21 protein-coding genes are annotated in these 25,964 nt (G+C 44.6%); 20 read left to right on the top strand and 1 reads right to left on the bottom strand.

What is annotated here, in order from left to right:
• The 5 genes from T515_RS02125 (at position 1) to T515_RS02145 (ending at position 4,859) form a co-directional block, all read left to right on the top strand.
• Positions 1 to 729, top strand: coding sequence for a glycosyltransferase family 2 protein (locus T515_RS02125; protein WP_051671341.1), 729 nt, complete (start codon positions 1 to 3; stop codon positions 727 to 729).
• A gap of 13 nt (positions 730 to 742) precedes the next feature.
• Entirely contained in the window at positions 743 to 2,041 is a 1,299-nt protein-coding gene (locus T515_RS17285; RefSeq protein ID WP_197026385.1) for a lipopolysaccharide biosynthesis protein, read from the top strand.
• Complete coding sequence (locus tag T515_RS17290; protein ID WP_036607003.1) at positions 2,042 to 3,031, top strand: glycosyltransferase family 2 protein; 990 nt, start codon at positions 2,042 to 2,044, stop codon at positions 3,029 to 3,031. It abuts the gene before it with no gap.
• Between the two features lie 105 nt (positions 3,032 to 3,136).
• Positions 3,137 to 3,574: a DUF2304 domain-containing protein gene (locus T515_RS02140; RefSeq protein WP_036607005.1), complete on the top strand. Its 438-nt coding sequence runs from the start codon at positions 3,137 to 3,139 to the stop codon at positions 3,572 to 3,574.
• A 1-nt stretch (position 3,575) separates the two neighbouring features.
• A complete protein-coding gene (locus T515_RS02145; protein ID WP_036607007.1) occupies positions 3,576 to 4,859 on the top strand; it encodes an acyltransferase family protein in 1,284 nt (427 codons plus the stop codon).
• Here T515_RS02145 and T515_RS02150 read toward each other — a convergent pair.
• Positions 4,837 to 6,045: an acyltransferase family protein gene (locus T515_RS02150; RefSeq protein ID WP_036607009.1), complete on the bottom strand. Its 1,209-nt coding sequence runs from the start codon at positions 6,043 to 6,045 to the stop codon at positions 4,837 to 4,839. The genes T515_RS02145 and T515_RS02150 overlap by 23 nt on opposite strands.
• Positions 6,046 to 6,203: 158 nt before the next feature.
• On the opposite strand from T515_RS02150, the gene T515_RS02155 reads away from it, so the two are divergent.
• The 15 genes from T515_RS02155 to T515_RS02225 all read left to right on the top strand — a co-directional run bounded on the left by T515_RS02155 (position 6,204) and on the right by T515_RS02225 (position 25,746).
• On the top strand, positions 6,204 to 7,772 hold the full coding sequence (locus T515_RS02155) for a DUF2142 domain-containing protein (protein ID WP_051671342.1): 1,569 nt from the start codon (positions 6,204 to 6,206) through the stop codon (positions 7,770 to 7,772).
• 75 nt (positions 7,773 to 7,847) lie between these two features.
• Positions 7,848 to 8,663 (top strand): ABC transporter permease, encoded by an 816-nt coding sequence (locus tag T515_RS02160; RefSeq protein ID WP_036607011.1) that lies wholly within the window; start codon positions 7,848 to 7,850, stop codon positions 8,661 to 8,663.
• 18 nt (positions 8,664 to 8,681) lie between these two features.
• Entirely contained in the window at positions 8,682 to 9,446 is a 765-nt protein-coding gene (locus tag T515_RS02165) for a lysophospholipid acyltransferase family protein (protein ID WP_036607013.1), read from the top strand.
• Between the two features lie 89 nt (positions 9,447 to 9,535).
• Positions 9,536 to 10,678: a prephenate dehydratase gene (gene pheA / locus T515_RS02170; RefSeq protein WP_036607015.1), complete on the top strand. Its 1,143-nt coding sequence runs from the start codon at positions 9,536 to 9,538 to the stop codon at positions 10,676 to 10,678.
• Positions 10,679 to 10,783: 105 nt separating this feature from the next.
• Positions 10,784 to 13,003, top strand: a complete 2,220-nt coding sequence (locus tag T515_RS02175) for an RNA degradosome polyphosphate kinase (RefSeq protein ID WP_036607017.1) — start codon at positions 10,784 to 10,786, stop codon at positions 13,001 to 13,003.
• 86 nt (positions 13,004 to 13,089) lie between these two features.
• Positions 13,090 to 13,791 carry a response regulator transcription factor gene (locus T515_RS02180; protein ID WP_036607019.1) on the top strand — a complete coding sequence of 234 codons (702 nt, stop codon included), beginning with the start codon at positions 13,090 to 13,092 and terminating at the stop codon, positions 13,789 to 13,791.
• Between the two features lie 129 nt (positions 13,792 to 13,920).
• On the top strand, positions 13,921 to 15,096 hold the full coding sequence (locus T515_RS02185; RefSeq protein WP_051671359.1) for a sensor histidine kinase: 1,176 nt from the start codon (positions 13,921 to 13,923) through the stop codon (positions 15,094 to 15,096).
• Positions 15,020 to 17,746, top strand: a complete 2,727-nt coding sequence (locus tag T515_RS02190; protein WP_155988236.1) for a hypothetical protein — start codon at positions 15,020 to 15,022, stop codon at positions 17,744 to 17,746. Before T515_RS02185 ends, T515_RS02190 begins: the two co-directional genes overlap by 77 nt.
• 33 nt (positions 17,747 to 17,779) lie before the next feature.
• Entirely contained in the window at positions 17,780 to 18,751 is a 972-nt protein-coding gene (locus T515_RS02195; RefSeq protein WP_036607024.1) for an ABC transporter ATP-binding protein, read from the top strand.
• Entirely contained in the window at positions 18,720 to 19,442 is a 723-nt protein-coding gene (locus T515_RS02200) for an ABC transporter permease (RefSeq protein WP_051671343.1), read from the top strand. The genes T515_RS02195 and T515_RS02200 overlap by 32 nt, the downstream gene beginning before the upstream one ends.
• Positions 19,443 to 19,467: 25 nt before the next feature.
• Complete coding sequence (locus T515_RS02205; protein WP_051671344.1) at positions 19,468 to 19,983, top strand: VanZ family protein; 516 nt, start codon at positions 19,468 to 19,470, stop codon at positions 19,981 to 19,983.
• A 138-nt stretch (positions 19,984 to 20,121) separates the two neighbouring features.
• Entirely contained in the window at positions 20,122 to 20,757 is a 636-nt protein-coding gene (udk, locus tag T515_RS02210; protein WP_036607026.1) for a uridine kinase, read from the top strand.
• On the top strand, positions 20,747 to 22,228 hold the full coding sequence (thrC, locus tag T515_RS02215) for a threonine synthase (protein ID WP_330372627.1): 1,482 nt from the start codon (positions 20,747 to 20,749) through the stop codon (positions 22,226 to 22,228). The genes udk and thrC overlap by 11 nt, the downstream gene beginning before the upstream one ends.
• Before the next feature lie 321 nt (positions 22,229 to 22,549).
• Positions 22,550 to 23,413 (top strand): class II fructose-1,6-bisphosphate aldolase, encoded by an 864-nt coding sequence (gene fba / locus T515_RS02220; protein WP_036607030.1) that lies wholly within the window; start codon positions 22,550 to 22,552, stop codon positions 23,411 to 23,413.
• Positions 23,414 to 23,610: 197 nt separating this feature from the next.
• Positions 23,611 to 25,746 carry a glutamine synthetase III family protein gene (locus T515_RS02225; RefSeq protein ID WP_036607032.1) on the top strand — a complete coding sequence of 712 codons (2,136 nt, stop codon included), beginning with the start codon at positions 23,611 to 23,613 and terminating at the stop codon, positions 25,744 to 25,746.
• Positions 25,747 to 25,964: the final 218 nt, after the last annotated feature.

Raw genomic sequence — 25,964 nt, forward strand, 5'->3', positions numbered from 1 at the left:
ATGAAAGAAAGCTTTGACAGAGAATCAAATAAGGGCAGAGTGATCCTTATCATTCCTGCATACAATGAGGCGAATAATCTTCCCAGGGTGGTAGCGGATATTCTTTCCCAGGATTTTCCCATGGACTATGTCATAGTCTCGGACGGTTCCACCGACGGGACCCACGAGCTTTGCGAAAGGGAACATTATAATTATATAGAGCTTCCGGTGAACCTCGGACTGGCGGGGTGTTTCCAGACAGGAATGAGGTATGCCTACAGAATGGGTTACAGTTTCGCAGTTCAGTTTGACGGAGACGGTCAGCACAGGGCTGCCGATGTGGAATCTCTGTACAATAAGATGAGAGAAGGAGACTATGATATAGTTCTCGGATCCCGTTTTCTTGATAAGAAGAAGGGCGGATCCATGAGAGAGATAGGCTCGAGACTTATTTCCATGGCCATCAGGTTTACTACGGGAAAGATGATCACAGATCCTACCTGCGGCCTCAGGATGTACAGCCATAAAGTCATAGACGGCTTTGCCAACCGGCTTAACTACGGTCCGGAACCTGATACCATATCATATCTTATAAAAAACGGCGCAAGAGTCGTTGAGGCACCTGTGACCATAGATGAGAGATTGTCCGGCGAGTCATATCTCCGTCCGGTAAATGCCATGAAATACATGGCCCGTATGCTCATCTCCATCCTGATCATTCAGAGAAGCAGGAAGAAGGAGCTGGTCTGAGGTGTTGAATAAAGTGACAGATACTAAGAGAGATTTTTTGTGGAATGCCATAGGCAGTTTCGTTTATGCCATGGCTTCCATCGTACTTGCATTTGCGGTCATCAGGATCGTTGGAGCCGATGACGGCGGTATATTTGGATTTGGCTTTTCCACCCTGGGACAGCAGATGTTCATCATCGCCTACTTTGGTATCAGACCCTTTCATATCACGGATATGAAAAAGCAGTTCAGCTTTGGGGATTATCTCTGCACGAGGCGCATTACTTCACTACTGGCAGTTCTTGCCAGCTTTTTGTTTGTAGGGGGGCAGATGGCCTGGGGAAATTATGATCTCCACAAGTCAGTCATTCTTCTGCTTCTTTCAGCATACAAAATAGTGGACGGCTATGGGGACGTGTATGAGTCGGAGCTCCAGAGACAGGGATTTCTTTATAGAACCGGACAGTCACTGGCTTTCCGTACGGGTATTTCGGTAATAACACTTCTTTCGGTGCTTGTGCTGACAAAGAATCTTCTTGCGGCAGTGGCGGCAGCGGATGTAATGCAGCTTGCCGGAACCCATCTTTTTGCGGTCAGGGTCCTGGAGAAGGTTTCCGGAGTTGACAGAAATATGGTAAAAGAAAACATTAAGTCCATTATAGGTTCCACAGGACTTCTGTTCCTCAGCGTATTTGTGGATTTTTATATCTTTTCCGCTTCCAAATATGCAATAGACGCAAAGCTCAGGGATTCGGTGTCGGGATATTTTAATGTGCTCTTTATGCCTACATCCTTCATTTATCTTATAGCGAATTTCCTGATAAGGCCTATGCTCACGAAGCTGGCGGATCAGTTTGCCATGAAGGATTCGGCTGCGTTTAAGAAGACTTCGGTCTATATGCTTAAGGCGGTTTCACTCCTCAGCGTAGTCATTATCGTCGGTGCGGTTATATTCGGCCGATTCGGACTTTGGATCTTTGAGCTTATTCTCGGAACAGGGGCAAAGGGAAAACTGGTGTCAGAGTATATGACATTTGTTCTGCTTATTGCCGGCGGAGCGCTTTATGCCTTTGCCAATGTAATGTACTATATTCTTGTCACCATGCGTAAGCAGTTTCATATTTTTGCAGGCTATGTTATGACTGCTGTAGTTGCGGTCTTTTCTGCCGAAGGTATGGTTCAGATGAAGGGTATGTTCGGTGGAGCAGTAAACTACTTTATGCTTATGGGGATTCTGGTTGTTCTCTTTTCCTTGTTTGCCTTTCAGGCGGTAAGGGAAATGGAACTTAAAGAAAAAAATGAAAACCGGGATTTTTCGGAAGAGGCAAAATAGATGAAAACAGTAGATGTTATCATACCCACATATAAGCCGGGGGAAAAATTCATAAGGCAGCAGAGGATGCTTCAGAAGCAGACCTATCCCGTAAACAGGATTATCATAGTGAACACCGAGGCTGAATTTTTGGACAGAAGCCTGCTTAAAGACTATGCCAATGTTTCCGTAACAGACATTTCCGCTTCGGAGTTCGATCATGGCGCCACCAGAAATCTGGGAGTGTCACTGTCCAAAGCGGATTATTTTCTGCTTATGACAGATGATGCAGTTCCAAAGGATGAAAAACTGGTGGAGCATCTTGTGGGAATGATGGAAAGAAAAAGCCTTAATGATTTAAGGGCAGAAAAAGACACCGCTTCTTATGATGCAGGTACAGGCCGTGATGAGGAGAAGAGCTGTGAGATAGCCGCTGTATACGGAAGACAGCTTGCTACCGTGGAAAGCTCGGAGGATGAGAAGTACTCAAGAAGTTTTAACTATCCGGACAGTTCCTTTGTAAAGACCATTGAAGATCTGCCTAGGCTTGGTATCAAAACATTTTTTGAATCCAACGTATGCTGTCTTTACAGAAGAGATGTGTTTGAAAAACTGAAGGGTTTTCCGGAGCACACCATCTTTAATGAGGACATGATATATTGCAGTAAGATGCTGAGAGCCGGATACGCCAGCGCATATTGTGCGGAGGCAGAAGTATTCCATGCACACAACTATAGCGGAATACAGCAGCTTAGACGTAATTTCGATCTGGGAGTATCCCAGGCGGATAATCCTGAGGTATTCGGAGGTTTAAGATCCGAGGGAGAGGGAATAAAGCTGGTAAAAGGAAATGCTTTATCTCTTTTGAAAAAGGGAAAGATCTTATCCACTGTAAGACTTATCTTTATATCTGCATGCAAGTATTTGGGATATCGTCTGGGAAAGAACTATAAAAAGCTGTCCCGTAAGACTATCATGAAGCTGACCATGAATAAGCATTATTGGGACTGAAGGTTTATATTTTGTGATGATTTCCCGGAATGAACAGGTTATGGGGCAGGACGGGTCTTATACTGATTTCCCGGGATCATCACTTCATAAAGGAGATTTATCGTTATGATGACGCCGCTTTTCAGAGTAGTGCTGGTGGCAGTATCTGTTGCAACGCTGTGGATAGTGCTTGGCAGGATACGTAAGTCAAAATTAAATATAGAGGACTCTATTTTCTGGATACTGCTGGTATTCATGTTCGTGGTCTTCGCGGTATTCCCTTCGGTGCCGGACACTCTGGCAGGCCTTTTGGGAATCTACAGTACCGCGAATTTTCTGTTCCTTTTCATGATATTCATACTGATCATGAGGCTTTTTTCCATGAGTATGCGGGTGAGTTCACTTGAGGACAAGGTGAGAAGTCTCGTTCAGGAGATAGCCCTGAGAGATAAGATGAAAATGGATGAGAAAGAGGCGGGAGCCGCGGTTAAGGACCTTTCGGAAGAAGAGGCTCCTGTGAATAGCGTGATATCAAAGGAAAAGTCCGAAGGACAGGGTGAATGATATGGCCGAAGGTAAACAGAGATCGCTTTTATGGGATATCTTTAAGGGATTCGGAATAATATTCATTGTGTTTGGCCATACCGGAAAGGTGGGGGGAGCCATAGTTTATCTTTTTCATCTGGCTCTTTTCTTTTTTGTGACGGGATATTTTTTTAATGAGGAAAAGTATGGCGACAGGCCCTTTGTTTATCTGGGACACCGTATAGCAGGGGCATGGCCCAAGTATGTGTTCTACTGTACTTTCTTTGCTCTTACTCACAACTATGCGGTCATTCATGGACTTATGACAGAGGGCTCGGTGATTTACGGTACTTCCGAATTCATACAATCGGTTATGGGAAGTATGGTCTTTGAAAGACCGGAGCTGTATTCGGGACCCATGTGGTTTGTGCCGCTGTGGCTTTTGGGAGCCGGTCTCTTTGCAGGAGTGGTACATGTGTCGGGAGGACTCGCGGAGTATCTGGTGAAGCTTAGGATAAAGACCTCTTTCAGAAGGATTGATAAAAAGGTGATGGGAACTGTAGAGGATGGTCCTTCGGCATCTTCCGACGGGAAGGATAAAAATCCGGGACCGGAATTGACGCAAAAGAGGAAGAGGAGAGTAAGCTCCTATGAAGTTCTGAAACAGGCGGTTGTTGTCATTCTGACAGCTGCGTGTATAGTTGTGGGGCAGTTCGCGGTGGATAATGGAATAAATATTCTTTATCACATGGAACTTGCATTTGTGATTGAACCGTTTTTTGCCCTTGGGTATTTTATGCGGAAGTATCTTCCGGATATTCAGGAGAAGCTTCCGGTTCCATTGATGATTGTTCTTTCTGCAGTGATATTCTATATTTTTACAAGGTTTATCGAAGCCGGAATATGGTTTGATCTTGCAAGTCAGCTTATATTCGGAATGTGGTTTTATGTGGGCGGAATACTGGGAATAGTATTTACCATATTTATCTCAAAACTCCTTGAGAAAATCAGGATTCCGGATGAAGCGATGAAGAAGATTCCCATAATAAAAAATGCCGCAAATCCCATTGCGGGACTTGTGGCTCTTGCAGGGCGTTACAGCTTTGATATTATGGCTCTTCATATTTTTGTGTTTAAGATGCTGGACATGGTGCTGAGAAAGGTCTATTACCATGATCCGGGGATGAGTCTGTCACAGTATCCCTCACCCCTGTCCATGGAGTGGTGGATACTGTACCTTGTGGTAGCAGTGATGGTTCCTCTTTTGGCCGGTGTGATTTCAGACAAAGTAAAGTCGGCTGTCAAAGCCGGTTTAAGGCATTGACCAAAAAACGGATTATTCTGTTCTGAAGCTTTCCTACGGTCATTTCATAGATGGGAGCCGTTATGAAAAGTGCTGTGAAAGTAGCTGCTGCGATGATGATAAATTCCTTACTGTAGGAAATGCGGTTCACCATCAGGATGTAGAGCTTCAGGGAAAGACAGCATATCAGCGGAAAGTGAATAAGGTATACCGAAAAGTTAGTTGGAGCGAGGCGTTTCATGATGCCTGGCTCCAATATTTTTTGCAGAAAACTGCAGTTCATGATACCCATGATAATGAAAAAGCTGAATCCGATGACCCAGTACATATTCCATGTAAAGTAAGGGAGAAGCTCCGGAAAGTGCCTGTGAACAAAGGGGCTTATGAAATTCACGAGTCCTCCCGCATCCAGTATGATGGGTATCAGAGCTGCCATCATAAAGATCAGATCATAGACCGGTGTTCCGCTGCCGCCGGTTTTCAGTTTTTCTTTTATGAATTTGTCGAGATGCATCATCACCGAGCCGAGAAGTACCAGCACCAGATGGAAGAAATTGGGCTCAGGCGGGAAAAGGAAGCTTACGACCATAAGGATCAAAGCGGAAGCATCGGTAAAGTGCAGGATTGCTGCAGAGACATTTGAACTCATTACGGTACTCGAAATATGTCTTATATAGTTATAGATGTAAATAAGACAGGTTCCTCCGAATATATACTTCATCATCCAGAGCGGTCCGTTCAGAGTTCCGTCCATGGTGAGAGATGCCATGATGAGCTCGTCTATACCGTAGGGGTGGCTATAAAAGGTGCTTACCCAGCTGTTGTGCAAAAGCTCACTGGAAATCTGGGTGGGGAATCCCAAGGTGTAGTACATCACAAATGTGATTATGTTTATGAAGAAGAAGGGAACAGCAAATCTTATATAACGGCCCATAAGCTGCAGCAGAAGTTCCTTCAGAGAACGTATTTTTCTGAAGGATGCAAGATATCCCGAGATGATACAGAAACCGTACAGGGCAAGGTTTGAGTCCACGAGGATTGAAAGAGGGGGCTGGAACAAAAGCTGAAGCTCCGGACGAAGATCAGGCTTTATTTCGCACATTGTCCAGAAGACCCCGGTGAAGTGGGTCCAGAAAATGATGAGGCAGAAGATGTATTTGAGTGAATCCAGATACAAAAGACGTTTTTGTTTGTTGTTCTGTGACATATTAAACTCCTGAATATGAAAAATGTTCATTCACACTTTACTAAATATGGGGATAAAGCGCAATGGAATAGAGTGGTGGCTTTTGACACATATATTAATCTATTGTAAAATTGGAAAGATTTAGACATGGAAAGAATTTGTCGGAAGGTGAGGCGAAGATGCTTCAGATATTAAACAGCTTTCGCGGAACCGGAGATCAGTTCCTGATCCAATGGTTCCTTTTACTTATTATGGCACTTGCCGTGGTGTTTTTGGCGGTGACTTTTCTTTTACTTAAGTCAAAGCTCAGGCTCCACCAGATATATTTTACTGCAGTCCTATGGATGGGAATCATTTTTATGGCGGTGCTGCCACCGCTGTCAGCACCTGATGAAGTGCTTCATTTTGTGGGAGCCTATGAGCTGTCCAATAAGATGATGCTGAAGACAGCGAGAGATGACGACGGAAACATTATCATAAGAAAAGAAGATGAGTATATAGTGAACTGGCCCGGGGACAATGATCTGAATAAAGCCACAGTCCTTGGTCAGATCCTGAGCCGTCCTGTATATAAGGAGCTTCACGAGAGCGGGATTTTTGCCGTGGAAGAAGGGGAAAGCATAACTCTTCAGCAGCCGGTTGCCACAACGCCGCTTTCGTATTTTATGCCGGCTCTGGGCATAAGTCTGGCAAGGATCTTAAATTTGAGCGCCTTTTCACTGTTGTATCTGGGACGGTTCATGAATCTTCTGATGTTCTGTGTTCTGGGGGCTGCCGCCGTGAGAAGGACGCCTGTAGGAAAGAAGGTTTTCTTTGCAGTGTCCCTTTTTCCCATGACGCTGGAGCTTATGGGAAGCTACAGCTATGACAGCTTCATTATCGCCCTGGGGTTTTATCTTACAGCGGTTATCTTAAGCCACGCCGTGAAAGGAGAAGGGGAAAAGATAGACTGGAGAGATGTGCTTGAGATGGGCATTCTTGCGGTTTTGTTATCTCCCTGCAAGATGATCTATTCGACTCTTTTTGCATTGTGCCTCATGATACCTGTGGCGAGATGGAGAAAGCCGAGTGCAGTCAGATGGGGAGCCAGTGTATTTATCATAGGTATGCTTATGGCGGGCTCCATTGTCTTTGTAAATCTCAGAGAGGTGCTCCGCTATGTCAATGCTTCCGGCGTGACACAGGCACCTGAGCTGACCTCCTCGGGAGAAATCAACACAGTGAAGCTGCATGACATGCAGGAACTTCTAAGGGATAAAACTCTGGTTTTTCGTATCATCAGGAATACATTCCAGATTCTGGGGATCCAGTATCTTGGAACTACAGTGGGAATGTGGCTCGGAGCTTTCGACAGGGGGCTTTCGACAGGAACGCCGCTTTTGTGGGGATTCTGGGGTGCCGCTTTCTTTACGGCTCTTTTCGGCCGCAAGGGAGAGCCCGTGCTTAAGCTGTGGAAAAGATGCTTTATGGTTTTGATTGCGATTCTGCTTACATTTATACTGCTTGTGAGCATGCTGCTTTCTTATACCCCGGCAGACACCTTTTACATACTGGGGGTTCAGGGAAGATATTTCCTGCCGTACCTTCCGGTACTGCTCATAGCTTTCCATTCAGGGATGCTCGACAGAAAGATCAGGGATATAAGATGGATCGAGCCTGTCACGGTACTTATGATTTCAGCAGAGATACTTATGGATGCCGCGGTTCTGACATGCTGTTATCTTACAGTTGTTTCCCGGGCGGGCTAATAGTGGTATAATCGGATTTTGACACATATAACATAGGAGTAAATCGAAGGTCGGGAATATGACCTTTATATAAATATGAAACATTTAAAGAAACTTTTCAGGGACATCATCGAAAGAAGGAGGATGATCTTCGATCTTGCGAAGTCGGATTTCAGAAAACGTTTTGTGGGATCATACTTCGGAATCATCTGGATGTTCGTTCAGCCACTGGTTACCGTGGTTATCTATGCGTTTATTTTCGGTCCATACGGATTCAAGTCGGCGCCGCCTGTACCAAACACCAGCTATGTTATCTGGCTTATACCGGGACTGGTGCCCTGGTTCTTTTTCAGCGAAGCCATGAACACCATAACGGGCATACTTCATGAGTATAACTATCTCGTAAAAAAGGTGGTATTTCCTGTGGAACTGCTGCCCATCATAAAACTTTCATCCTGCTTTTTCGTTCACCTTTGCTTCATACTTATCATGCTTATAGCATATATTGTTTCGGGAAAGATGCCGGAGGTGAGCTGGATACAGATTTTTTATTACAGTTTTGCGGCTTCTGTTCTTGCCCTCGGACTTGGATACTTCACCGGTGCGGTGAATGTTTTCTTTAAGGATATGCAGCAGATCGTAGGGATAATGCTTCAGTTCGGCATATGGATGTGCCCCATCATGTACGATGAGACATTATTTACCGGAAAAGCTCCCTGGGTTGGAACTGTCCTCAAGCTGAATCCTTTTTACTATATAGTTGCTGGATACAGGGACTCGATGCTCACAGGGGATCCTTTCTGGATGAGACCTATGCTCAGTGTTTATTTCTGGGTATTTACACTTATGGTGTTTTTCCTTGGACTTGGATTTTTCAAGCGCCTCCGTCCTCATTTTTCGGACGTACTTTGATTTGAATGGAGATTCTATATGTTACATACAATAGCAGTTATTTCACTTATCGTTTTCTTTTTGACCATCGGAGATTTGATCTATCACGGAAGGATAGAGAAAATCGAGGATAGAAGAGAAAGATCTGCAGCGGCCGTACCACTTGTACAGGGCATACTCAGAACTATACTCAAGGCCAGCGGAGTGACCTATGAGGTTGAAGGACTGGAGAACCTTACTTCGATTCCCAAGGAAGAGGGAGTCATGTTCGTGGGAAATCATCGTTCCTACTACGATGTACTTATCGCTTATTCACTTGTTGACCGTCCTACAGGCTTCATTGCCAAAAGCGAGATGAAGAAGATAAAGCCTCTTGCAAGATGGATGGAATATGTAAGCTGCCTTATGATAGAACGCAACAATCTCAAGCAGTCTCTTAAGGTCATCATCACAGCCATAAAGTATGTGAATCTGGGTATTTCAATGTGGATTTATCCGGAAGGAACCCGCTCAGACGGTGCATCTGAAGAGGATATGCTTCCGTTTAAAGAGGGATCTTTTAAAATTGCCGAGAAGAGCAACTGTAAGATAGTTCCTGTTTCCATGATCCATACAAGAGATATTCTGGAAGCTCATTTTCCGATTATCAAACCTCAGCATGTTAAAGTGAAAATCGGAAAGCCTCTTACGGTAAGTGACATTCCTGAGGATATGAGAAAACATGTAGGTTCCTATGTAAGAGATATCGTGATCGCAAACATCAAGGACCTTAAGGCAAAAGAACAGGACGAGAAGAAGGCATAAGGCTAAGGGTATAAAAAAGTAAAAGAAGACTGTATAAGACATACCGAATGAGACGTAGGATATAAGACTAAAGGAGAGGACCTCTGAAGATGGAAAGCACACAGACGCTACTTGAAATAAGAGACCGGTTGGATGTTATAGATAAGGAGATCACTGGGCTGTACAAGAAACGTATGGATCTCTGCGCCGAAGTTGCTGAAACAAAAATCAAAAGCGGTAAGGCTGTTTTTGATCCCGCAAGGGAAGCGGAAAAGCTGGATACCGTTTCGTCATATCTTGAAAGCGACTTTGACAAGAAGTCCATAAGAGAGCTGTATCAGCAGATGATGACCATTTCAAGAAGGCTTCAGCTTGCTATCCTGGCAAGACATGGGAAAAGCTATGATACAGGATATAAGAAGATCGGGACCAGAAATAAGCTGGGAAAGAGGGCTGTCTATCAGGGTGTGGAAGGAGCCTATGCACATATCGCCGCAAGACAGTGCTTTGGAAATGATGCGGATCTTACCAATGTGAAGACCTGGAAGGATGCAGCGGATATGGTAAAGGAAGGGAAGGCGGATTATGCAGTACTTCCTATAGAGAATTCAAGTCATGGTGTGGTGTCGGATAATTTTGACCTGCTGATAAAATATCCGGAACTTGCTATAATAGAAGAAGTAGATCTCAAGGTGGAGCATGCTCTTATGAGTGTTGAAGGTGCAGAGCTTGAGGGTATTAAGGCTGTGTACTCACATCCTCAGGCGTTGGGACAGTGCAGCAGCTTCTTTGATGAACATCCTGATATTACCCCGGTTGCCACTGCAAACACAGCAGTTGCTGCAAAGCTTGTGAAGGAGCGCGGAGACAAGAGCATAGCGGCACTTGCATCAGAGGAGTCTGCGGAGCTTTACGGACTTACAGTACTTCAGAGATCCGTAAACAAGGAGAAGACCAATACCACAAGGTTTATAATTATCGGAAGAGAGAAGACCTATACGGATGATGCAAAGAAGATAAGCCTTTGCTTTGAAACGGCACATCGTCCCGGAGCGCTATACAATATTCTGGGTAATTTTATTTTTAATGATGTAAATATGACCATGATCTCTTCCCGCCCGGTTCCGGAGCGTCCTTTTGAATATCGTTTCTTTGTGGACATCGAGGGGAGACTTGATATGCCGGATGTTATCAATGCTCTTTCAGGCATGGTGGATCAGGTGACGGAACTGTCTATTCTTGGTAATTATTGAAATATAGTCAAAAATCTTACTGCTTGGGTCGTGTGAGGGTATGACCATGCATGTTATTCCCTTTCACAGTAAATGTACGGAACAGGGTTCCGCGGGAGGAAGGCTATGACAGTAAACATAAAGAATGTTTTTGACCCGGTAAACTATACAAACCGTGAACTCAGCTGGCTTGATTTTGATGCCCGGTGCCTTTATGAGGCAAGGGATCATAGCGAGCCTTTGTTTGAGAGACTAAAATTTCTGAGTATTACTGCCTCCAATCTTGATGAGTTTTTTACCGTGCGTGTTGCGTCGCTGAAAGATCAGGTCAATGCCGGATACCAGAAAAAGGACATCGCCGGCATGACTCCCCAGCAGCAGCTTACGGCCATTTCGGAGAAGACCCACAGTTTCATGAATCTGCAGTACTCAACATACAACAGATCCATACTTCCTTCTCTCAGAAATCAAGGGTTATATGTTATTTCGGAGCATGAGAAGCTGACAGAGGAAGAGGCTGCATTCGTTGATGATTATTTCAGAAGCAGTGTTTATCCTGTACTCACCCCTTTCGCAGTTGACTCTTCCAGACCTTTCCCACTGGTTCTTAACAGAACACTTAACATAGCCGCTCTTGTAAAGCCCAAGAAAATAAAGGGCAAGAGCATAGTCAGCAAGAAACATAAAAAGGCGGCAGGACTTGATATGCCTCAAAGCAATATTGAATTTGCCATGGTTCAGGTTCCGAATACCCTGCCGCGAATAGTCGAACTTCCGCCGGAAACATTGGAAAACGGAAAGACCCAGCGTGTTGTGATGCTTCTTGAAGAGATAATCGAGCGTAATATGGGTCTTCTGTTTGCAAACTATGAGATAGTTTCCACCCATGTTTTCAGAATCATGCGTAATGCTGATCTCAGTATAGATGAAGAAGAGGCCACAGATCTTCTTGAAGAGATAAAGAAGCAGCTTAAGCAGCGCCGCTGGGGAGAGGTGGTTAGGCTTGAGGTTGAGGATACCATGGATAAACGTCTTCTTAAGGTTCTCAGGAAGGAGCTTCATATAGAGAACAAAGAGGATGTTTACAGAATAAACGGTCCTCTGGATCTGACCTTCCTTATGAAGATGTACAAGATGGAGGGCTTTGACTATCTGAAGACTCCGGCTTATGTGCCCCAGCCTGTTCCCGCATTGCACAATGAGAATTCCATTTTTGAATGTATCCGCAGGAAGGATATTTTCGAAACGGTGCCCTATGAGACCTTTGAACCCGTTGTGAGACTTATCAGAGATGCGTCCAGAGATGCAGAGACTCTGGCTATAAAGATAACCCTTTACAGGGTTTCGGGTAATTCACCCATAGTAAAGGCTCTTGAGGAGGCCGCCATAAACGGCAAGGATGTTACTGTGCTTGTGGAGCTGAAGGCCCGCTTTGATGAAGAGAATAACATTCAGTGGGCGGAACGTCTGGAGAAAGCAGGCTGCCATGTTATATACGGTCTCGTCGGACTGAAGACCCACAGTAAGATAGCCCTTGTGGTTCGCAGGGAGGCCGACGGTATCCGCCGGTATGTACATCTGGCCACCGGAAACTACAATGACAGCACCGCAAAACAGTATACGGATCTCGGCATCTTCACCTGCGAGCCGGAATTCGGTGAAGATGCATCAAATTTCTTTAATATGATTTCCGGATATTCTGAGCCGGAAAACTGGAATGAGCTTATTCTGGCGCCGTTATGGCTGAGAAAGTGGGTTTTGCAACAAATCCGTAAGGAAATAGAGAACGCAAAGAAAGGCCTTCCTGCTAAAATAACAGCTAAGATGAACTCACTATGCGATCCCGAGGTCATAGGAACTCTTTATGAAGCCAGTCAGGCAGGGGTTCAGATCGATCTGATAGTCAGGGGTATATGCTGTCTGAAAGCCGGAATACCTAAACTAAGTGAGAACATTCAGGTAAGATCCATTGTGGGTTATTTTCTTGAGCATGCCCGCATATTCAGATTTGAAAACGGGGGAGACCCGGAGTATTATCTGGGAAGTGCAGACTGGATGCCCAGAAATCTTGACCGGCGCATAGAAATAGTTTTTCCTGTACATGATAAGGATATACAGAAGAGACTTCAGCATATTCTGGATCTGGAGCTTTCCGACAATGTGAAGGCCTCCGTTATGGATGAAAACGGAGAGTATCACCACCCTGATCTCAGAGGCCGGAAGCAGGTAAATTCTCAGATCATTCAGTGTGAAGAGGCTTTGAAGCAGACAAAGAAGCTTTCGAAGGCAACTAATGCGGATAGAAAGAAGTTTATACCCAGAGAACATAAGGATTTAGGTCGTTAAGTACCGGTATCCCTGATGAATCCGGGGATACGGAAAGTTTTGCCGTTTCGGGGATAAAAAGATAAAAAGTATGAAAAGGAGTAGTTATGCCACAGATTAATATTCTTGTAGTAGATGATGAAAAGGAGATTGCCGAGCTTGTTGAGATCTATCTTGTAAGTGATGGCTATAAGGTTTTCAAAGCCTACAATGCTGAGGACGGATTGAGGATTCTTGATGAGCAGGAGATCCATCTTGTGCTCCTTGATATCATGATGCCGGGAATGAACGGACTTGAGATGTGCAAGAAGATCCGTGAGAAGTCAAACATTCCTGTGATTATGCTTTCTGCTAAATCTACGGATCTCGATAAGATCGTAGGCCTCACAGGAGGTGCTGATGACTATGTGACAAAGCCGTTTAATCCGCTGGAGCTTACAGCCCGTGTAAAGTCACAGCTTCGTCGTTACACACAGCTTAATCCAAATGCTGCCAACCAGTTTACCAACAACGAGATCACCATCCGCAATATGACTATCAATAAGGATAATCACAAGGTTGTTATAGATGGTGAAGATATAAAGCTTACTCCTATCGAGTTTGATATCCTTTTCCTGCTTGCTTCTCATCCCGGCAAGGTATTCTCAACAGATGAGATTTTTGAAAAGGTATGGAACGAAAAGGTTTATGAAGCCAATAATACGGTTATGGTCCATATACGTCGTCTGCGCGGAAAGATGAAAGAAGACAGCAGAGAAAACAAGATAATAACAACCGTTTGGGGCGTTGGATACAAGATTGAAAAATAAAGATATGCCGGAGGTTGCGCTACAGTTCATGCAGTGTTTCTTCCGGCTGTTTTTGGTTTAAGGTTAAAAACATTGGATAACGAAAATAAACACAATAACAATCAGATACACAGTACAGGACGGGGATACATGCTGCAGCTTATAGCCAATATAGCTGTGGCCACGGTGATAACTGCGGTGATAGAAGTCTTCCTGATCACCAATATCACGGCTATCACCAGTTTCCTGTATCAGACAGGAAACAGCAGCCTTGCAGTTCAGCGCTTTGCCTTTGGATCCACCATAAGCGTGCTTCTTTTCGTGCTTTTGGGCATAGTGATGTTTTCTTTCATTTTTCTCATGACTCAGAGAAAGACAGCAAGAGATATAGAGACCATAGCCAGTGCGGTTCAGCAGATTTCCGAAGGTGATCTGAGCACAAGGCTTGATGTGGTCGGAGAGGGAGAGCTGACTGAGATCGCGGAAAACATTAACCGAATGGAAAAGGATATTCAGGAGCTCATCGAAAAGGAAAGAAACTCTGAGCAGTCAAAAACGGATCTTATCACAAATGTCGCTCACGACCTGAGAACACCGCTGACCTCCATAATAGGATACCTTGATCTTCTCAGGAAGAACAGGAATATCTCGCCTGAAATGCAGCAGAAATATCTGGAGATAGCATATAACAAGTCTGAGAGACTGCAGAAGCTCATAGAAGAGCTCTTTGGTTTTACCAAGCTTTCCTACGGTAAGGTCAATCTCAATATTTCCAAGGTCGACATAGTGAAGCTCCTGACACAGCTTCTTGAGGAGAGCTATCCGAATTTTGTGAACAACGGTCTAAGCTATGATTTTGTTTCCAATACGGAATCCCAGATCATAGATGCGGATGGAGATCTTCTGGCCAGACTGTTTGATAATCTGATAAACAATGCCATCAAGTATGGTAAAGAGGGTAAGCGTGTAAAGGTAAATCTCAGGGTGGACAGAGAGATAGTTACCATAAAGATAGTCAACTATGGCTATGTGATTCCGGAAAAGGAACTGCCCCTTATTTTTGACAGGTTTTACAGAACGGATCACAGCCGTACCACACAGAACGGTCCCGGAGGAACGGGCCTCGGACTTGCCATCGTTAAGAACATTACGGATATGCATCATGGTGTGGTTTCGGTATCTTCGGATCTTTCGGGTACCGTCTTTTCCGTAAAATTAAAGATTCATTTTGAGGAAGGAATAGAGAATTTTGAATCCAGAAATATTGAATCCAGAAACATTGAATCTAAGAATGATGAACCACGCAGACGGTCAGGCAGAAGATAAGACCGGAAGCGGGTTCAGTATACAGGGGCGGGCTGCCGTAAGAACCATGGCAGCGCTTTTTTTGAGCCTTCTTTTTGCGGCTTTTTTTTCGTTTGTCTCAAAAGCTGACACTATAGACCTCTCTGTGACATACGGGTACCAGAACATAGCGAAGGCGGGAAGATATCTTCCTCTCAATGTTCATATAGAGAATACCGGTGAACAGACTTTTTCCGGATATATACACGTGTACATGGTTGAGTCTGAAGACAGTGTCTACGAGTATCAATACAAGAAAACCGTGGAGGGAGAGTCTGAGGACGATCTTTCGGTTATTGTTTCCCTGAGTTCGGGTGTCAATCAGATCCTTGTTACAGCAGAAGATCTGAACGGAAATGTCCTTGGTTCCAGGAGAGTGGGACTTGATGTGGCGGGTTCTGACGCAGAACTTATAGTCGGAATCATTTCCCAGAGTCCCGAAGCTCTGACGTACCTCGGAGGAGTGGGCATCAACAATGGAATTCTTCGTACAAGAACGGTGACACTGGATATAAAAAATCTCCCAAGGGATAAGAGTGAGCTTGACCAGCTGGACGTTCTCCTGATCTCTGACTATCCCGCGGAGTTTATGAAGGACAGTGAAGCCAGAACCATACTGGACTGGGTAAGAAAAGGCGGAATTCTGGTGATCGGTACGGGAGCCAAAGGCAACCAGGCACTGGCACCGCATTTTGACGGTTATCTGAAAAATGCTCTGTCTCCTTCATCCATGAAGGTTCAGATGGGGGAAGGAGATGAAGAGGAAAGGGATGAGATCACACTTTCGGCTTCGGCTATCATGCTGAACGGCGGAAGAGAGGTTATGTTCTCAAACAATGTTCCCATTCTTTCAACTGTGACGGAGGGTACCGGTATCATCGCTGTTTGCGGATTTGATTTTTGTGATATTCAGAGATATGCCACAGATAAGGTATTCTACGTGGATAAGCTTTTTACCGCCATACTTGGGCAGAGCCGTCTGGATAAGCTGTCTCTGGCTGCATCGGAAAGAAGTCTTAGGCTCTATTGGGATATTCAGTCTCTTATGAATATGAGTGATGTAAGAAAAATCCCTGAGCCTATGTTTTATGTAAGCATTTTATTTGCCTATGTTCTTCTGATAGGACCGGGATTATACTTCTATCTCAGAACTCATGAGATGATAAGGGTATATCGCTCGGGAGTCCTCATTATAACCATACTGGCGACCCTGCTGATATGGGTAATGGGAGTCGGAACCAGATTCTCGGGACCGTTTCTTACCTATGCAAGGATCAAGGAGGTTTCTGCCGACAGCATTAATGAAACGGATTACATCAATCTGAGATCACCGTATAACAAGACCTACAGTTTTGATGTTAAATCGGAATATTATGTGTATCCTGTTTTGAAGGGCTCGGATTATAACGGTGATATCCAGGAAATCGCCATGAACAGTGAAAAGGGACACACGACCATCAGTAATTATCGTAATAAAACTGAAATCACCGTGGCCAATACCTCTCCCTTTACTGCAAGATACTTTGAACTGAATACCAAAACTCCCAATACCTCCGGACATTTCACCACGGATATGGTCTATTCGGGAGGTGAGGTAAGAGGGAATCTCAGGAATTCATCCCAGTACACTCTTACGGATGCAGCCATTCTGATATACGGAAAGGTTATACGGTTGGGAAAACTTTCGGCAGGAGAGGTGGTTGATCTTTCTGATAAGGAAATCATCAATGTTCCTGTGGGTGATTGTCAGAGAATAGCAGAAACCGTAACCGGCGGATCCGGGCTTGGCTTCCTGAAGTACTATCTTTCAAACTACATGACTGGATATTACGGTGATGCAAGACTTGTGGGTTTTGTTCAGGAAGATGAGAATGATAATTCCCTGGACTTTTCCGACGATCCCGGCTATGAGAATTACGGTGCGACCATGGTTGTGGCTTCCCTTACTCTTACCACAAGAGTCGGAGATGAGTACAGTTACAGCGCATTGTCCACGGATCCCGAAGTAAAGTCGGGTAATTATAATGTCAGCGACAATACCATATCCGGTGTGGCACCAACGGTGCTGGCTTACCACCTTGGTGAGGGCAATAACATAAACAGCATAAGCATTGAAAGTATCAATGTGGATGATGCAGATTCAAAGGGCAGGATCGGAAGCATCAGACCTTTCAGGGGATCCCTCAGTTTCTATAATAATCAGACAGGTGGATTTGATGTTATGGATATAGGAGACGGTGTACTGAACATGGCAGAGCTTACATCCTATCTCAGAGAAGATAATGTTCTTATTGTCAAGTACACATCGGCGGAACAGAATGCCGGAATAGATGAGAGAAGATATCTGCCTATGATAACAGTTACCGTAAAGGAAAATGTTGCGGTTATAAATCAGATACTTGAGTCTGATGGTAATGATACAGAGCAGCCTTCAGGAACTACGGAAGAGACCGGACCCTATGAAGCCGGTTCTTATGGAACGGTAGTGGCCGAAGAAACAGCTCCGTCTGTGGCAAATAATCCGCAATTGACAGAGTCCGGCAGTGACGTTGGTTCCGAAACAACGGAGGGAAATGAAAGTGAAGCCGTACCAGGAGACAGTAGGGCGGCGGATACCGGAACAGGTGTCTGAGATAAGATAAGGGAAAAGGAGGTGGGACTGTCCATGATAGTTCTGGAAAATGTAAAAAAGAGCTACGGCCATATGAATGCTCTTGATGGTCTCACGATGCATATTGAGGACGGGGCCATGTACGGCTTTGTAGGCCCCAACGGTTCGGGAAAAACCACAGCCATACAGATGATGTGCGGTCTGGAATATCCCGATGAAGGAACGGTTAAGGTTGACGACATGGAAGCTGGTTCCAATGTTCGCCGACTGAAAAGAAGGATAGGGTATGTTCCTGATTATACGGGAACTTATCCTAATCTCAGGATCATAGAGTACATGGATTTTTTCGCGGAGTGCTACGATATGAAGGATCAGAAAACGAAGCGCCGCATACAGAATCTGCTGAGTATGGTGGGGCTCCAGGAAAGACAGACTCAGTTCATGGATTCCCTTAACAGAGGCGCACAGCAGAAGCTGAGCCTGGCAAGGGCCCTGATTCACGATCCGAAGATTCTTATACTTGATGAACCTACAGCAGGACTTGACCCCAACACGAAGTTTGAATTCCGTCAGATGATTGCAAATCTGGCTGATTCTGGAAAGACAATAATCATATCTTCAAATGTGCTGAATGAAATATCCGAGCTCTGTACAGATATAGGTATCATAGATCAGGGAAGGATGGTCATGGAAGGGAAGATAGAGGATGTACTGGATCAGGTCAATGCCTCGAACCCCATCATTATTTCCATAGCGGGAAGTCTGGGATCTGCGCTGCAGGCTCTGAGAACAGACCGTCTGGTTCGTTCTGTCAGCATCAGAAACAACGAGCTTTTTATCACTTATGCAGGTTCAAAAAAGGATGAGTCCAACCTGTTGAAAAAGCTTGTGGAGGCAGGAGTTCCCGTAAGAGGATTCCATCGTGAGAAGGGTAATTTGGAGTCTCTGTTCCTTCAGCTAACGGGAACGAGAGAGGAAAGGAGAGTGACCTACTATGAGGCTGAATCCGATTTTCCTGAAGGATGAGATAACCAGTTCGAGAAGGTTTGCCCTTCCTGCCCTGGTGACACTTGTAAACGGGAGCCTGTCCATGCTGGTTCTTCTGAACCTTTTTTACATCAGCAAAAGTGCAAGGGTAACGGGAGAGATATCTTATGTGAATTTCCTCCGGATATACTATATAGCGGCAGCTGCGGAGATACTTCTCATACTTCTCATAACGCCGGCCCTTACGGCGACTTCCATTTCCGGAGAGAGGGAGCGTAAAACACTTGGACTTCTTCTCACAACTCAGCTTGATCCCTGGGACATAGTCATAGGAAAGCTTATGGGAGCTCTGGGCACTCTGCTCCTTTTGGTGTTCACATCCACTCCCATACTTGCCACGGTTTATATTTACGGTGGAATCACCTTTTATCAGATTCTGGTATTTTTCCTTTTTCTTGTGACATCGGCAGTTTTCTGTTCAAGCATAGGAATCATGGTCAGTTCCTTTTTTACCACAACAGCTGCGGCAACTGCCGTGGCCTATGTGATGATATTTTTGAGCTATACGGTGATGCTTATGGTGACAGTCTTCAGAGCCCAGCTGGGAATTCCCGATAATCGTATCCTTCCGGGAATTTTTATTGTATTATTGCTGTTGTCTGTTTTTTTGCTGTATCTCAGTAAAAGGCACATAGCACCTCACAGAAAAAGAAAGCTGCGGGAGGGATGATTGACTGTCTAAGGAGTTTAAGGCGATGTTTGCTCTAAAAAATATAAAGAAAGCAGGGAGAAAAAGCATACTGTTTATGACGGTATTGTGGATGCTGGTGATATTTGTTTTTTCGGCACAGCCGGCGGATGAATCTACGGAGACCAGCCTTTTTATCGGACAGATAGTGGAGTCGGTATGTGTTCCCGGATATGTTGACTTGTCAGAGGAAGAAAGGCTCATAATGGCCGAGAATATAGATTTCTTTGTCAGGAAGACTGCCCATGCCGCAGAATATGCTGTGCTGGGAATGCTTCTTTCATTATCCGCAGGTGAGATTTCAGAACTTCCCTTTTTTGAAAGGCAGAGGGCAGCGTATATTTTCGGGACGCTCTACGCCGCAACAGATGAGTTTCATCAGCTGTTCGTGCCGGGCAGAGCAGGAATGATAAGAGATGTGGTACTTGATTCCGCAGGGGTGATGGCAGGAGTTCTTTCTGTCTATGTATTTAAAAAAATTACAGAAAAGAATTTTTGCCGCAAAAGACTATCTGTGGCATAACCAATATTTATGAAACCGGGTTCAGTACCCGGTTTTTCTTTTATCTTTGGTTGAAAACGGTAGTTTAATATGCTTAAATGGTGTAAATGTTAAACCAAGGATCCTTTGGGATCCCTTTTAGACAGAGGTATAAAAAGAATGAGCTGTATTATGATTGGTATCGCCGGCGGTTCAGGTTCCGGCAAGTCTACATTTACCAACCGACTCAAGACAGAGTTTGGTGACAAGGTCACTGTTATTTATCACGATAATTACTATAAATCAAACGATGGAATTCCTTTTGAGATAAGACAGAAGAATAATTATGATTCTCCGGATGCTTTTGAGACGGATCTTTTGATTGCACACTTGAAGACATTGAGAAGAGGAGAATCCGTTCAGTGTCCTGTTTATGATTATTCACAGCATAATCGTACAACTGAGACTATAGAGCTTAAGCCTTCAAAGATAATAATAGTCGAGGGCATACTGGTTCTTGAGAACCCTGAGTTACGTTCACTTTTTGATATCAAGATATATGTTGAAGCTGACGCAGATGAACGAATCATAAGACGTATCATCCGTGATGTTAAGGAGAGAGGCAGACAGGTGGAGGATATCTCCACTCAGTATCTCACTACCGTAAAGCCTATGCATTATCTCTATGTTGAACCTACAAAGCAAAAGGCAGATATCGTTATCAACAGTGGAATGAATGATGTTGCATTTGATCTCATGAAAACCAAGATCAAAAGTCTTTTAGAAAACGGAGGAAACAATACCAATGCTTTATAACAGCACACGTGGCGGAGAAAAGGGTTTACAGGCATCAGAGGCTATACTTAAGGGTCTTGCGGATGATGGCGGCCTTTTTATGCCGGAATCCATTCCCACACTCAAGACTTCTCTTACAGAACTGAGCAGGATGTCCTATCAGGATCTCTGCTATGAGGTAATAAAGGAATTCCTTACAGATTTTACTGAGGAGGAGCTCCGTCACTGCATTAACTCCGCTTATGACGAGAAGTTTGAGACTCCTGCCATAGCTCCGCTGGTGAAAAGGGATGATGCATATTTCCTTGAGCTTTTCCATGGAAAGACTATTGCATTCAAGGATATGGCTCTTTCCATCCTTCCTCACTTTATGGTAACAAGTGCAAGAAAGAATGATGTAACAGACAAGATCGTTATCCTTACAGCTACATCCGGAGATACGGGAAAGGCTGCCATGGCAGGATTTTCAGATGTTCCGGGAACAGAGATCATCGTATTCTATCCATACGGCGGAGTATCCAGGTTCCAGGAGCTTCAGATGAGAACAGAGCCGGGAAAGAACACTCATGCAGCGGCTATCCACGGAAACTTCGATGATGCCCAGACCGGTGTAAAGAAGATTTTCGGTGATAAGGATTTTACAGCAAAGCTTAAGGAAAAAGGCGTTATCCTGAGTTCTGCAAACTCCATCAACATCGGACGTCTCGTTCCTCAGGTGGCTTACTATGTATATGCTTATGCCCAGCTCATAGCTCAGGGTGAGATCACTGAGGGAGAGAAGATCAATGTCTGCGTTCCTACAGGTAACTTCGGAAACATCCTTGCCGCTTATTTTGCAAAGCATATGGGAGTTCCTATTGATAAGCTTATTTGCGCATCAAATGAGAATCGTGTTCTTACGGATTTCTTCGGAACAGGAAAGTATGACCGTAACCGCCCCTTCATTCTCACTTCAAGTCCATCCATGGATATCCTGATCAGCTCCAATCTTGAGAGACTTATCTATCTCAGCACAGGCTGCAGCGCAGAAAAGACTTCAGAGCTCATGAAGGAGCTTAAGGAAAACGGCGTTTATGAGATTACAGATGATATGAGAGCATTCATTTCCGATTTCTTCGGAGGCTATGCAGATGAGGATTCTGTTTTTTCTACCATTAAGGCTCTTAAGGATAAGACCGGATATGTCATCGATCCTCACACGGCTGTTGCAAAGGCGGTATACGACAGTTATGTTGAAAAGACAGGGGACAAGACAAAGACAGTTATTGCTTCTACGGCAAGCCCCTTTAAGTTCTCACCGAATGTCATGAAAGCTCTCGGAGAGAAGGGTGATGACGAGGATGTGTTCAAGGTTATCGATGCTCTTCAGGAAATTGCAGGAGTACCGGAGCCAAGAGCCATCAGGGAAGTTCGCAGTGCTGAAATCCGTCACAATACTGTATGCGAAGTTTCAGAGATGGAAAAGACAGTGGAAAGTTTTCTGTTTTCATAATCAATATCCTTTTTTGAAGGAAATGGGATGCCCTCCGGGTGTTTTCTCATTAAATCAGAGTCGATCGGATTCCTTGGGGAGTCCGATCTTTTTCTTAATGTGGAATGCAAAATGATTTTTTTTACAAACCAAGTACCATTACAGCTCTTAAAATGTTATGATAGACGAGGATGTTGTAAGAATAGACATTCTAAAACTTCGAATTTTATGGGGACATAAGAAATATTCGTCAGTTTCTTTATGTTCTTGTAGAAATACAATACGAAGTATGTTAATATATTCACATACTTCGTATAAGTTATCACATTAGGAGGATATAAAATGTTAGTAAACGCAAAGGAAATGCTGGATAAGGCTCTTGCAGGTCATTATGCAGTTCCACAGTTCAACATCAACAATCTCGAGTGGACAAAGTCAATTCTTCTTGCTTGTGAAGAAGTCAAGTCTCCGGTTATTCTCGGTGTATCTGAGGGTGCAGGCAAGTACATGACCGGCTTCAAGACAGTTGCAGCCATGGTAAAGGCTATGGACGAGTCACTTGGAATCACAGTTCCTGTAGCTCTTCATCTTGATCACGGTACATATGAAGGCTCAAAGGCTTGCATCGAGGCAGGTTTTACTTCTATCATGTTTGACGGTTCTCACTATGATATCGAAGAGAACGTTGCAAAGACAAAGGAACTCGTTAAGCTCGCACATGATCTGGGCGTTTCCATCGAGGCTGAAGTAGGCGGAATCGGCGGCGTTGAAGACGGTGTAGCCTCTGACGGTGAGAAGGCTGATCCTGCTGAGTGTAAGATGATCGCAGATCTCGGCGTTGATTTCCTTGCTGCAGGTATCGGCAACATCCATGGTGTATATCCTGCTGACTGGAAGGGACTTGACTTTGATGTTCTTGCAGCTATCAAGGATCAGATCGGAGATCTTCCTATGGTTCTTCACGGTGGTTCAGGAATCCCTGAGGATCAGATCAAGAAGGCTATCTCTCTCGGCGTATCAAAGATCAATGTTAATACAGAGCTTCAGCTTGTATTTGCCAAGGCAACAAGAGAGTATGTTGAGGCTGGAAAGGATCAGGCAGGAAAGGGCTATGACCCTCGTAAGCTCCTTAAGCCGGGCGCAGATGCTATCATCAATGAGTGCAAGAACAAGATTGCAATATTCGGATCAGCTGACAAGGCTTGATGTTAATTCAGGGAGTCGCTTCATGCGGCTCCCTTTTTTCTGTTTTTATTCTTAAATTTGTACATTTTTCTCAATGTCTTTATCAGAAAGCAGAATATTTTTTCCTTGCCACAGACTTATGCTGTGGTTTACAATCGGCAAAGTAAAACTAAATACGCAATTTATCCTTTCATAAGGGAGTAAAAGGAGATTAACGAATGAATGGTGTTCTGAACGTCGCCGAGATTTTTGGCGAAGATGTCTTCAATGACAAGGTTATGCAGGAACGTCTTCCGAAGGCTGTATATAAGAAGCTTAAGAAGACGATCACTGAGGGCTATGAACTTGATCCGACGATAGCTGATTCTGTCGCACAGGCGATGAAAGAGTGGGCGCTTCAGCATGGAGCGACTCATTATACTCACTGGTTCCAGCCTTTGACCGGTATAACCGCCGAGAAGCATGACTCTTTCATTTCCGCCGCTGATCAGAACGGTAAGGTAATCATGGAGTTTTCCGGAAAAGAGCTTGTCAGAAGTGAAGCTGATGCTTCTTCTTTCCCGTCAGGCGGACTTCGCGCAACATTTGAGGCAAGAGGATATACCATCTGGGATTGTACCAGTCCGGCTTTCCTCCGTCATGAGGGTGACGATAACGACATCGTGACTCTGTGTATCCCCACATCCTTCTGCTCCTTTGGAGGTGAGGCTCTCGATACAAAAACACCCCTTCTTCGTTCAATGCAGGCCATCAACGAGCAGGCATTGAGAGTTCTCCGTCTTTTCGGAAATACCACAACAAAGTCTGTAAAGCCATCCGTTGGCGCAGAGCAGGAGTATTTCCTTGTTGACAGAAACAAGTATTTAAAGAGAAAGGATCTCATATATACAGGCCGTACCCTGTTCGGAGTTATGCCTGCAAAGGGCCAGGAACTGGATGATCACTACTTCGGTTCCATTCGACACAGAATCGCTGAATTTATGAGAGACGTGGATGTACAGCTCTGGAAGCTTGGTGTTACAGCCAAGACGGAGCACAATGAGGTTGCTCCGGCTCAGCATGAGCTTGCTCCTGTTTATGATGAGGCAAATCTTGCGGTAGACCATAATCAGCTGGTTATGGAGGTTATGAAGAAGACTGCTCCGAAGCACGGCCTTGAGTGTCTCCTTCATGAGAAACCATTTGAAGGAATCAACGGTTCAGGTAAGCACAATAACTGGTCACTTGTGACGGACGACGGCATTAACCTCATGAGCCCGGGAGATACACCACACGACAATATTCAGTTCCTTCTGGTTCTTGCCTGCGTTCTCGCAGCTGTAGACAAGCATGCGGATCTTCTGAGACTCAGCGCTGCAGACGTGGGAAATGAGCACAGACTCGGAGCGGATGAGGCACCACCTGCCATTATTTCAGCATTTATCGGAACACAGCTTGAGGATGTTGTTCAGCAGCTTATAGGTACAGGATATGCCACCAACTCAAAGAAGGGCAAGAAACTCCCTACCGGCGTCAACACCATGCCGGATCTTTATGCAGATGTTACGGATCGTAACCGTACATCCCCCTTCGCCTTTACAGGAAACAAGTTTGAGTTCCGTATGGTGGGTTCCAGCGATTCCATTGCCAGTGCCAATATCATTCTCGATTCAATAGTGGCTGAGCAGTTCAAAGAGGCTGCGGATGTTCTTGAAAAGGCCGAGGACTTCAAGACTGCCTGCCATGACTACATAAAGCAGCTTCTTACAGAGCACCAGAGGATCATTTTCAACGGAAACGGATACAGCGAGGACTGGGTAAAGGAAGCTGAGAGAAGAGGACTTCCGAATCTTCCTTCCATGGTTGATGCCATTCCTGCTCTTACAACAGAAAAGGCTGTAAAACTCTTTAAGGAATTCGGTATCTATACACAGTCAGAGCTTGAGAGCCGTAAAGAGGTTGAGTACGAGCATTACGTAAAGGTTACAAACATTGAAGCCCGTGCCATGATAAACATCTCAGGTAAGCAGATCATTCCGGCTGTTATTCATTACACAACAAGACTTGCGGATTCCATCAACAAGGTGCTTGCCGCATGTCCCGGGGCAGATGTGAGTGTCCAGCAGAGACTTCTTGACAGGGCTTCAAAGCTTCTTTCGGATATGGACAGCGCACGTACAGAACTTTTCGATTATGTTGAGAAGTACGGTAAGGAAAAAGATGCAGAGAAGAAGGCACATGATTATCATGATGTAATTGTTCCTGCCATGAAGGCCCTCCGTGAGCCTGTAGATGAGCTTGAACAGATCGTTGACAAGGATCTCTGGCCTTACCCGAGCTATGGTGACCTGATCTTCGAGGTTTCAGAGCCGTAAGAGCCCTCCGCCCGGAAGGATTCGATGCTGATTTATGACTCCCGCATCGAGATATAACATAATATTTTACCTATGTGAGCACTTCTCTGTCGATTGAGACAGAGAGGTGCTTTTGTGGTATATAAAGCTTGTAAAGAAGGAAGTATGATGCTATTATGTTCAAAATATTAAAAATATCTTGATAATTGAACATAAAATCAGGATCTGCTTTTGAACAA

This window comes from Oribacterium sp. P6A1, assembly GCF_000702885.1.
GTDB lineage: Bacteria > Bacillota > Clostridia > Lachnospirales > Lachnospiraceae > Oribacterium.

Bases quoted from the DNA above. Each gene is read 5' to 3' on its own strand.
- udk (WP_036607026.1), top strand. From the start codon at position 20,122: ATGAGCTGTATTATGATTGGTATCGCCGGCGGTTCAGGTTCCGGCAAG.
- T515_RS02145 (WP_036607007.1), top strand. From the start codon at position 3,576: ATGGCCGAAGGTAAACAGAGATCGCTTTTATGGGATATCTTTAAGGGA.
- T515_RS02165 (WP_036607013.1), top strand. From the start codon at position 8,682: ATGTTACATACAATAGCAGTTATTTCACTTATCGTTTTCTTTTTGACC.
- T515_RS02140 (WP_036607005.1), top strand. From the start codon at position 3,137: ATGATGACGCCGCTTTTCAGAGTAGTGCTGGTGGCAGTATCTGTTGCA.
- pheA (WP_036607015.1), top strand. From the start codon at position 9,536: ATGGAAAGCACACAGACGCTACTTGAAATAAGAGACCGGTTGGATGTT.
- T515_RS17290 (WP_036607003.1), top strand. From the start codon at position 2,042: ATGAAAACAGTAGATGTTATCATACCCACATATAAGCCGGGGGAAAAA.
- fba (WP_036607030.1), top strand. From the start codon at position 22,550: ATGTTAGTAAACGCAAAGGAAATGCTGGATAAGGCTCTTGCAGGTCAT.
- T515_RS02175 (WP_036607017.1), top strand. From the start codon at position 10,784: ATGACAGTAAACATAAAGAATGTTTTTGACCCGGTAAACTATACAAAC.
- T515_RS02205 (WP_051671344.1), top strand. From the start codon at position 19,468: ATGTTTGCTCTAAAAAATATAAAGAAAGCAGGGAGAAAAAGCATACTG.
- T515_RS02195 (WP_036607024.1), top strand. From the start codon at position 17,780: ATGATAGTTCTGGAAAATGTAAAAAAGAGCTACGGCCATATGAATGCT.
- T515_RS02225 (WP_036607032.1), top strand. From the start codon at position 23,611: ATGAATGGTGTTCTGAACGTCGCCGAGATTTTTGGCGAAGATGTCTTC.
- T515_RS02125 (WP_051671341.1), top strand. From the start codon at position 1: ATGAAAGAAAGCTTTGACAGAGAATCAAATAAGGGCAGAGTGATCCTT.
- T515_RS02160 (WP_036607011.1), top strand. From the start codon at position 7,848: ATGAAACATTTAAAGAAACTTTTCAGGGACATCATCGAAAGAAGGAGG.
- thrC (WP_330372627.1), top strand. From the start codon at position 20,747: ATGCTTTATAACAGCACACGTGGCGGAGAAAAGGGTTTACAGGCATCA.
- T515_RS02155 (WP_051671342.1), top strand. From the start codon at position 6,204: ATGCTTCAGATATTAAACAGCTTTCGCGGAACCGGAGATCAGTTCCTG.
- T515_RS02185 (WP_051671359.1), top strand. From the start codon at position 13,921: ATGCTGCAGCTTATAGCCAATATAGCTGTGGCCACGGTGATAACTGCG.
- T515_RS02150 (WP_036607009.1), bottom strand. From the start codon at position 6,045: ATGTCACAGAACAACAAACAAAAACGTCTTTTGTATCTGGATTCACTC.
- T515_RS02200 (WP_051671343.1), top strand. From the start codon at position 18,720: ATGAGGCTGAATCCGATTTTCCTGAAGGATGAGATAACCAGTTCGAGA.
- T515_RS02180 (WP_036607019.1), top strand. From the start codon at position 13,090: ATGCCACAGATTAATATTCTTGTAGTAGATGATGAAAAGGAGATTGCC.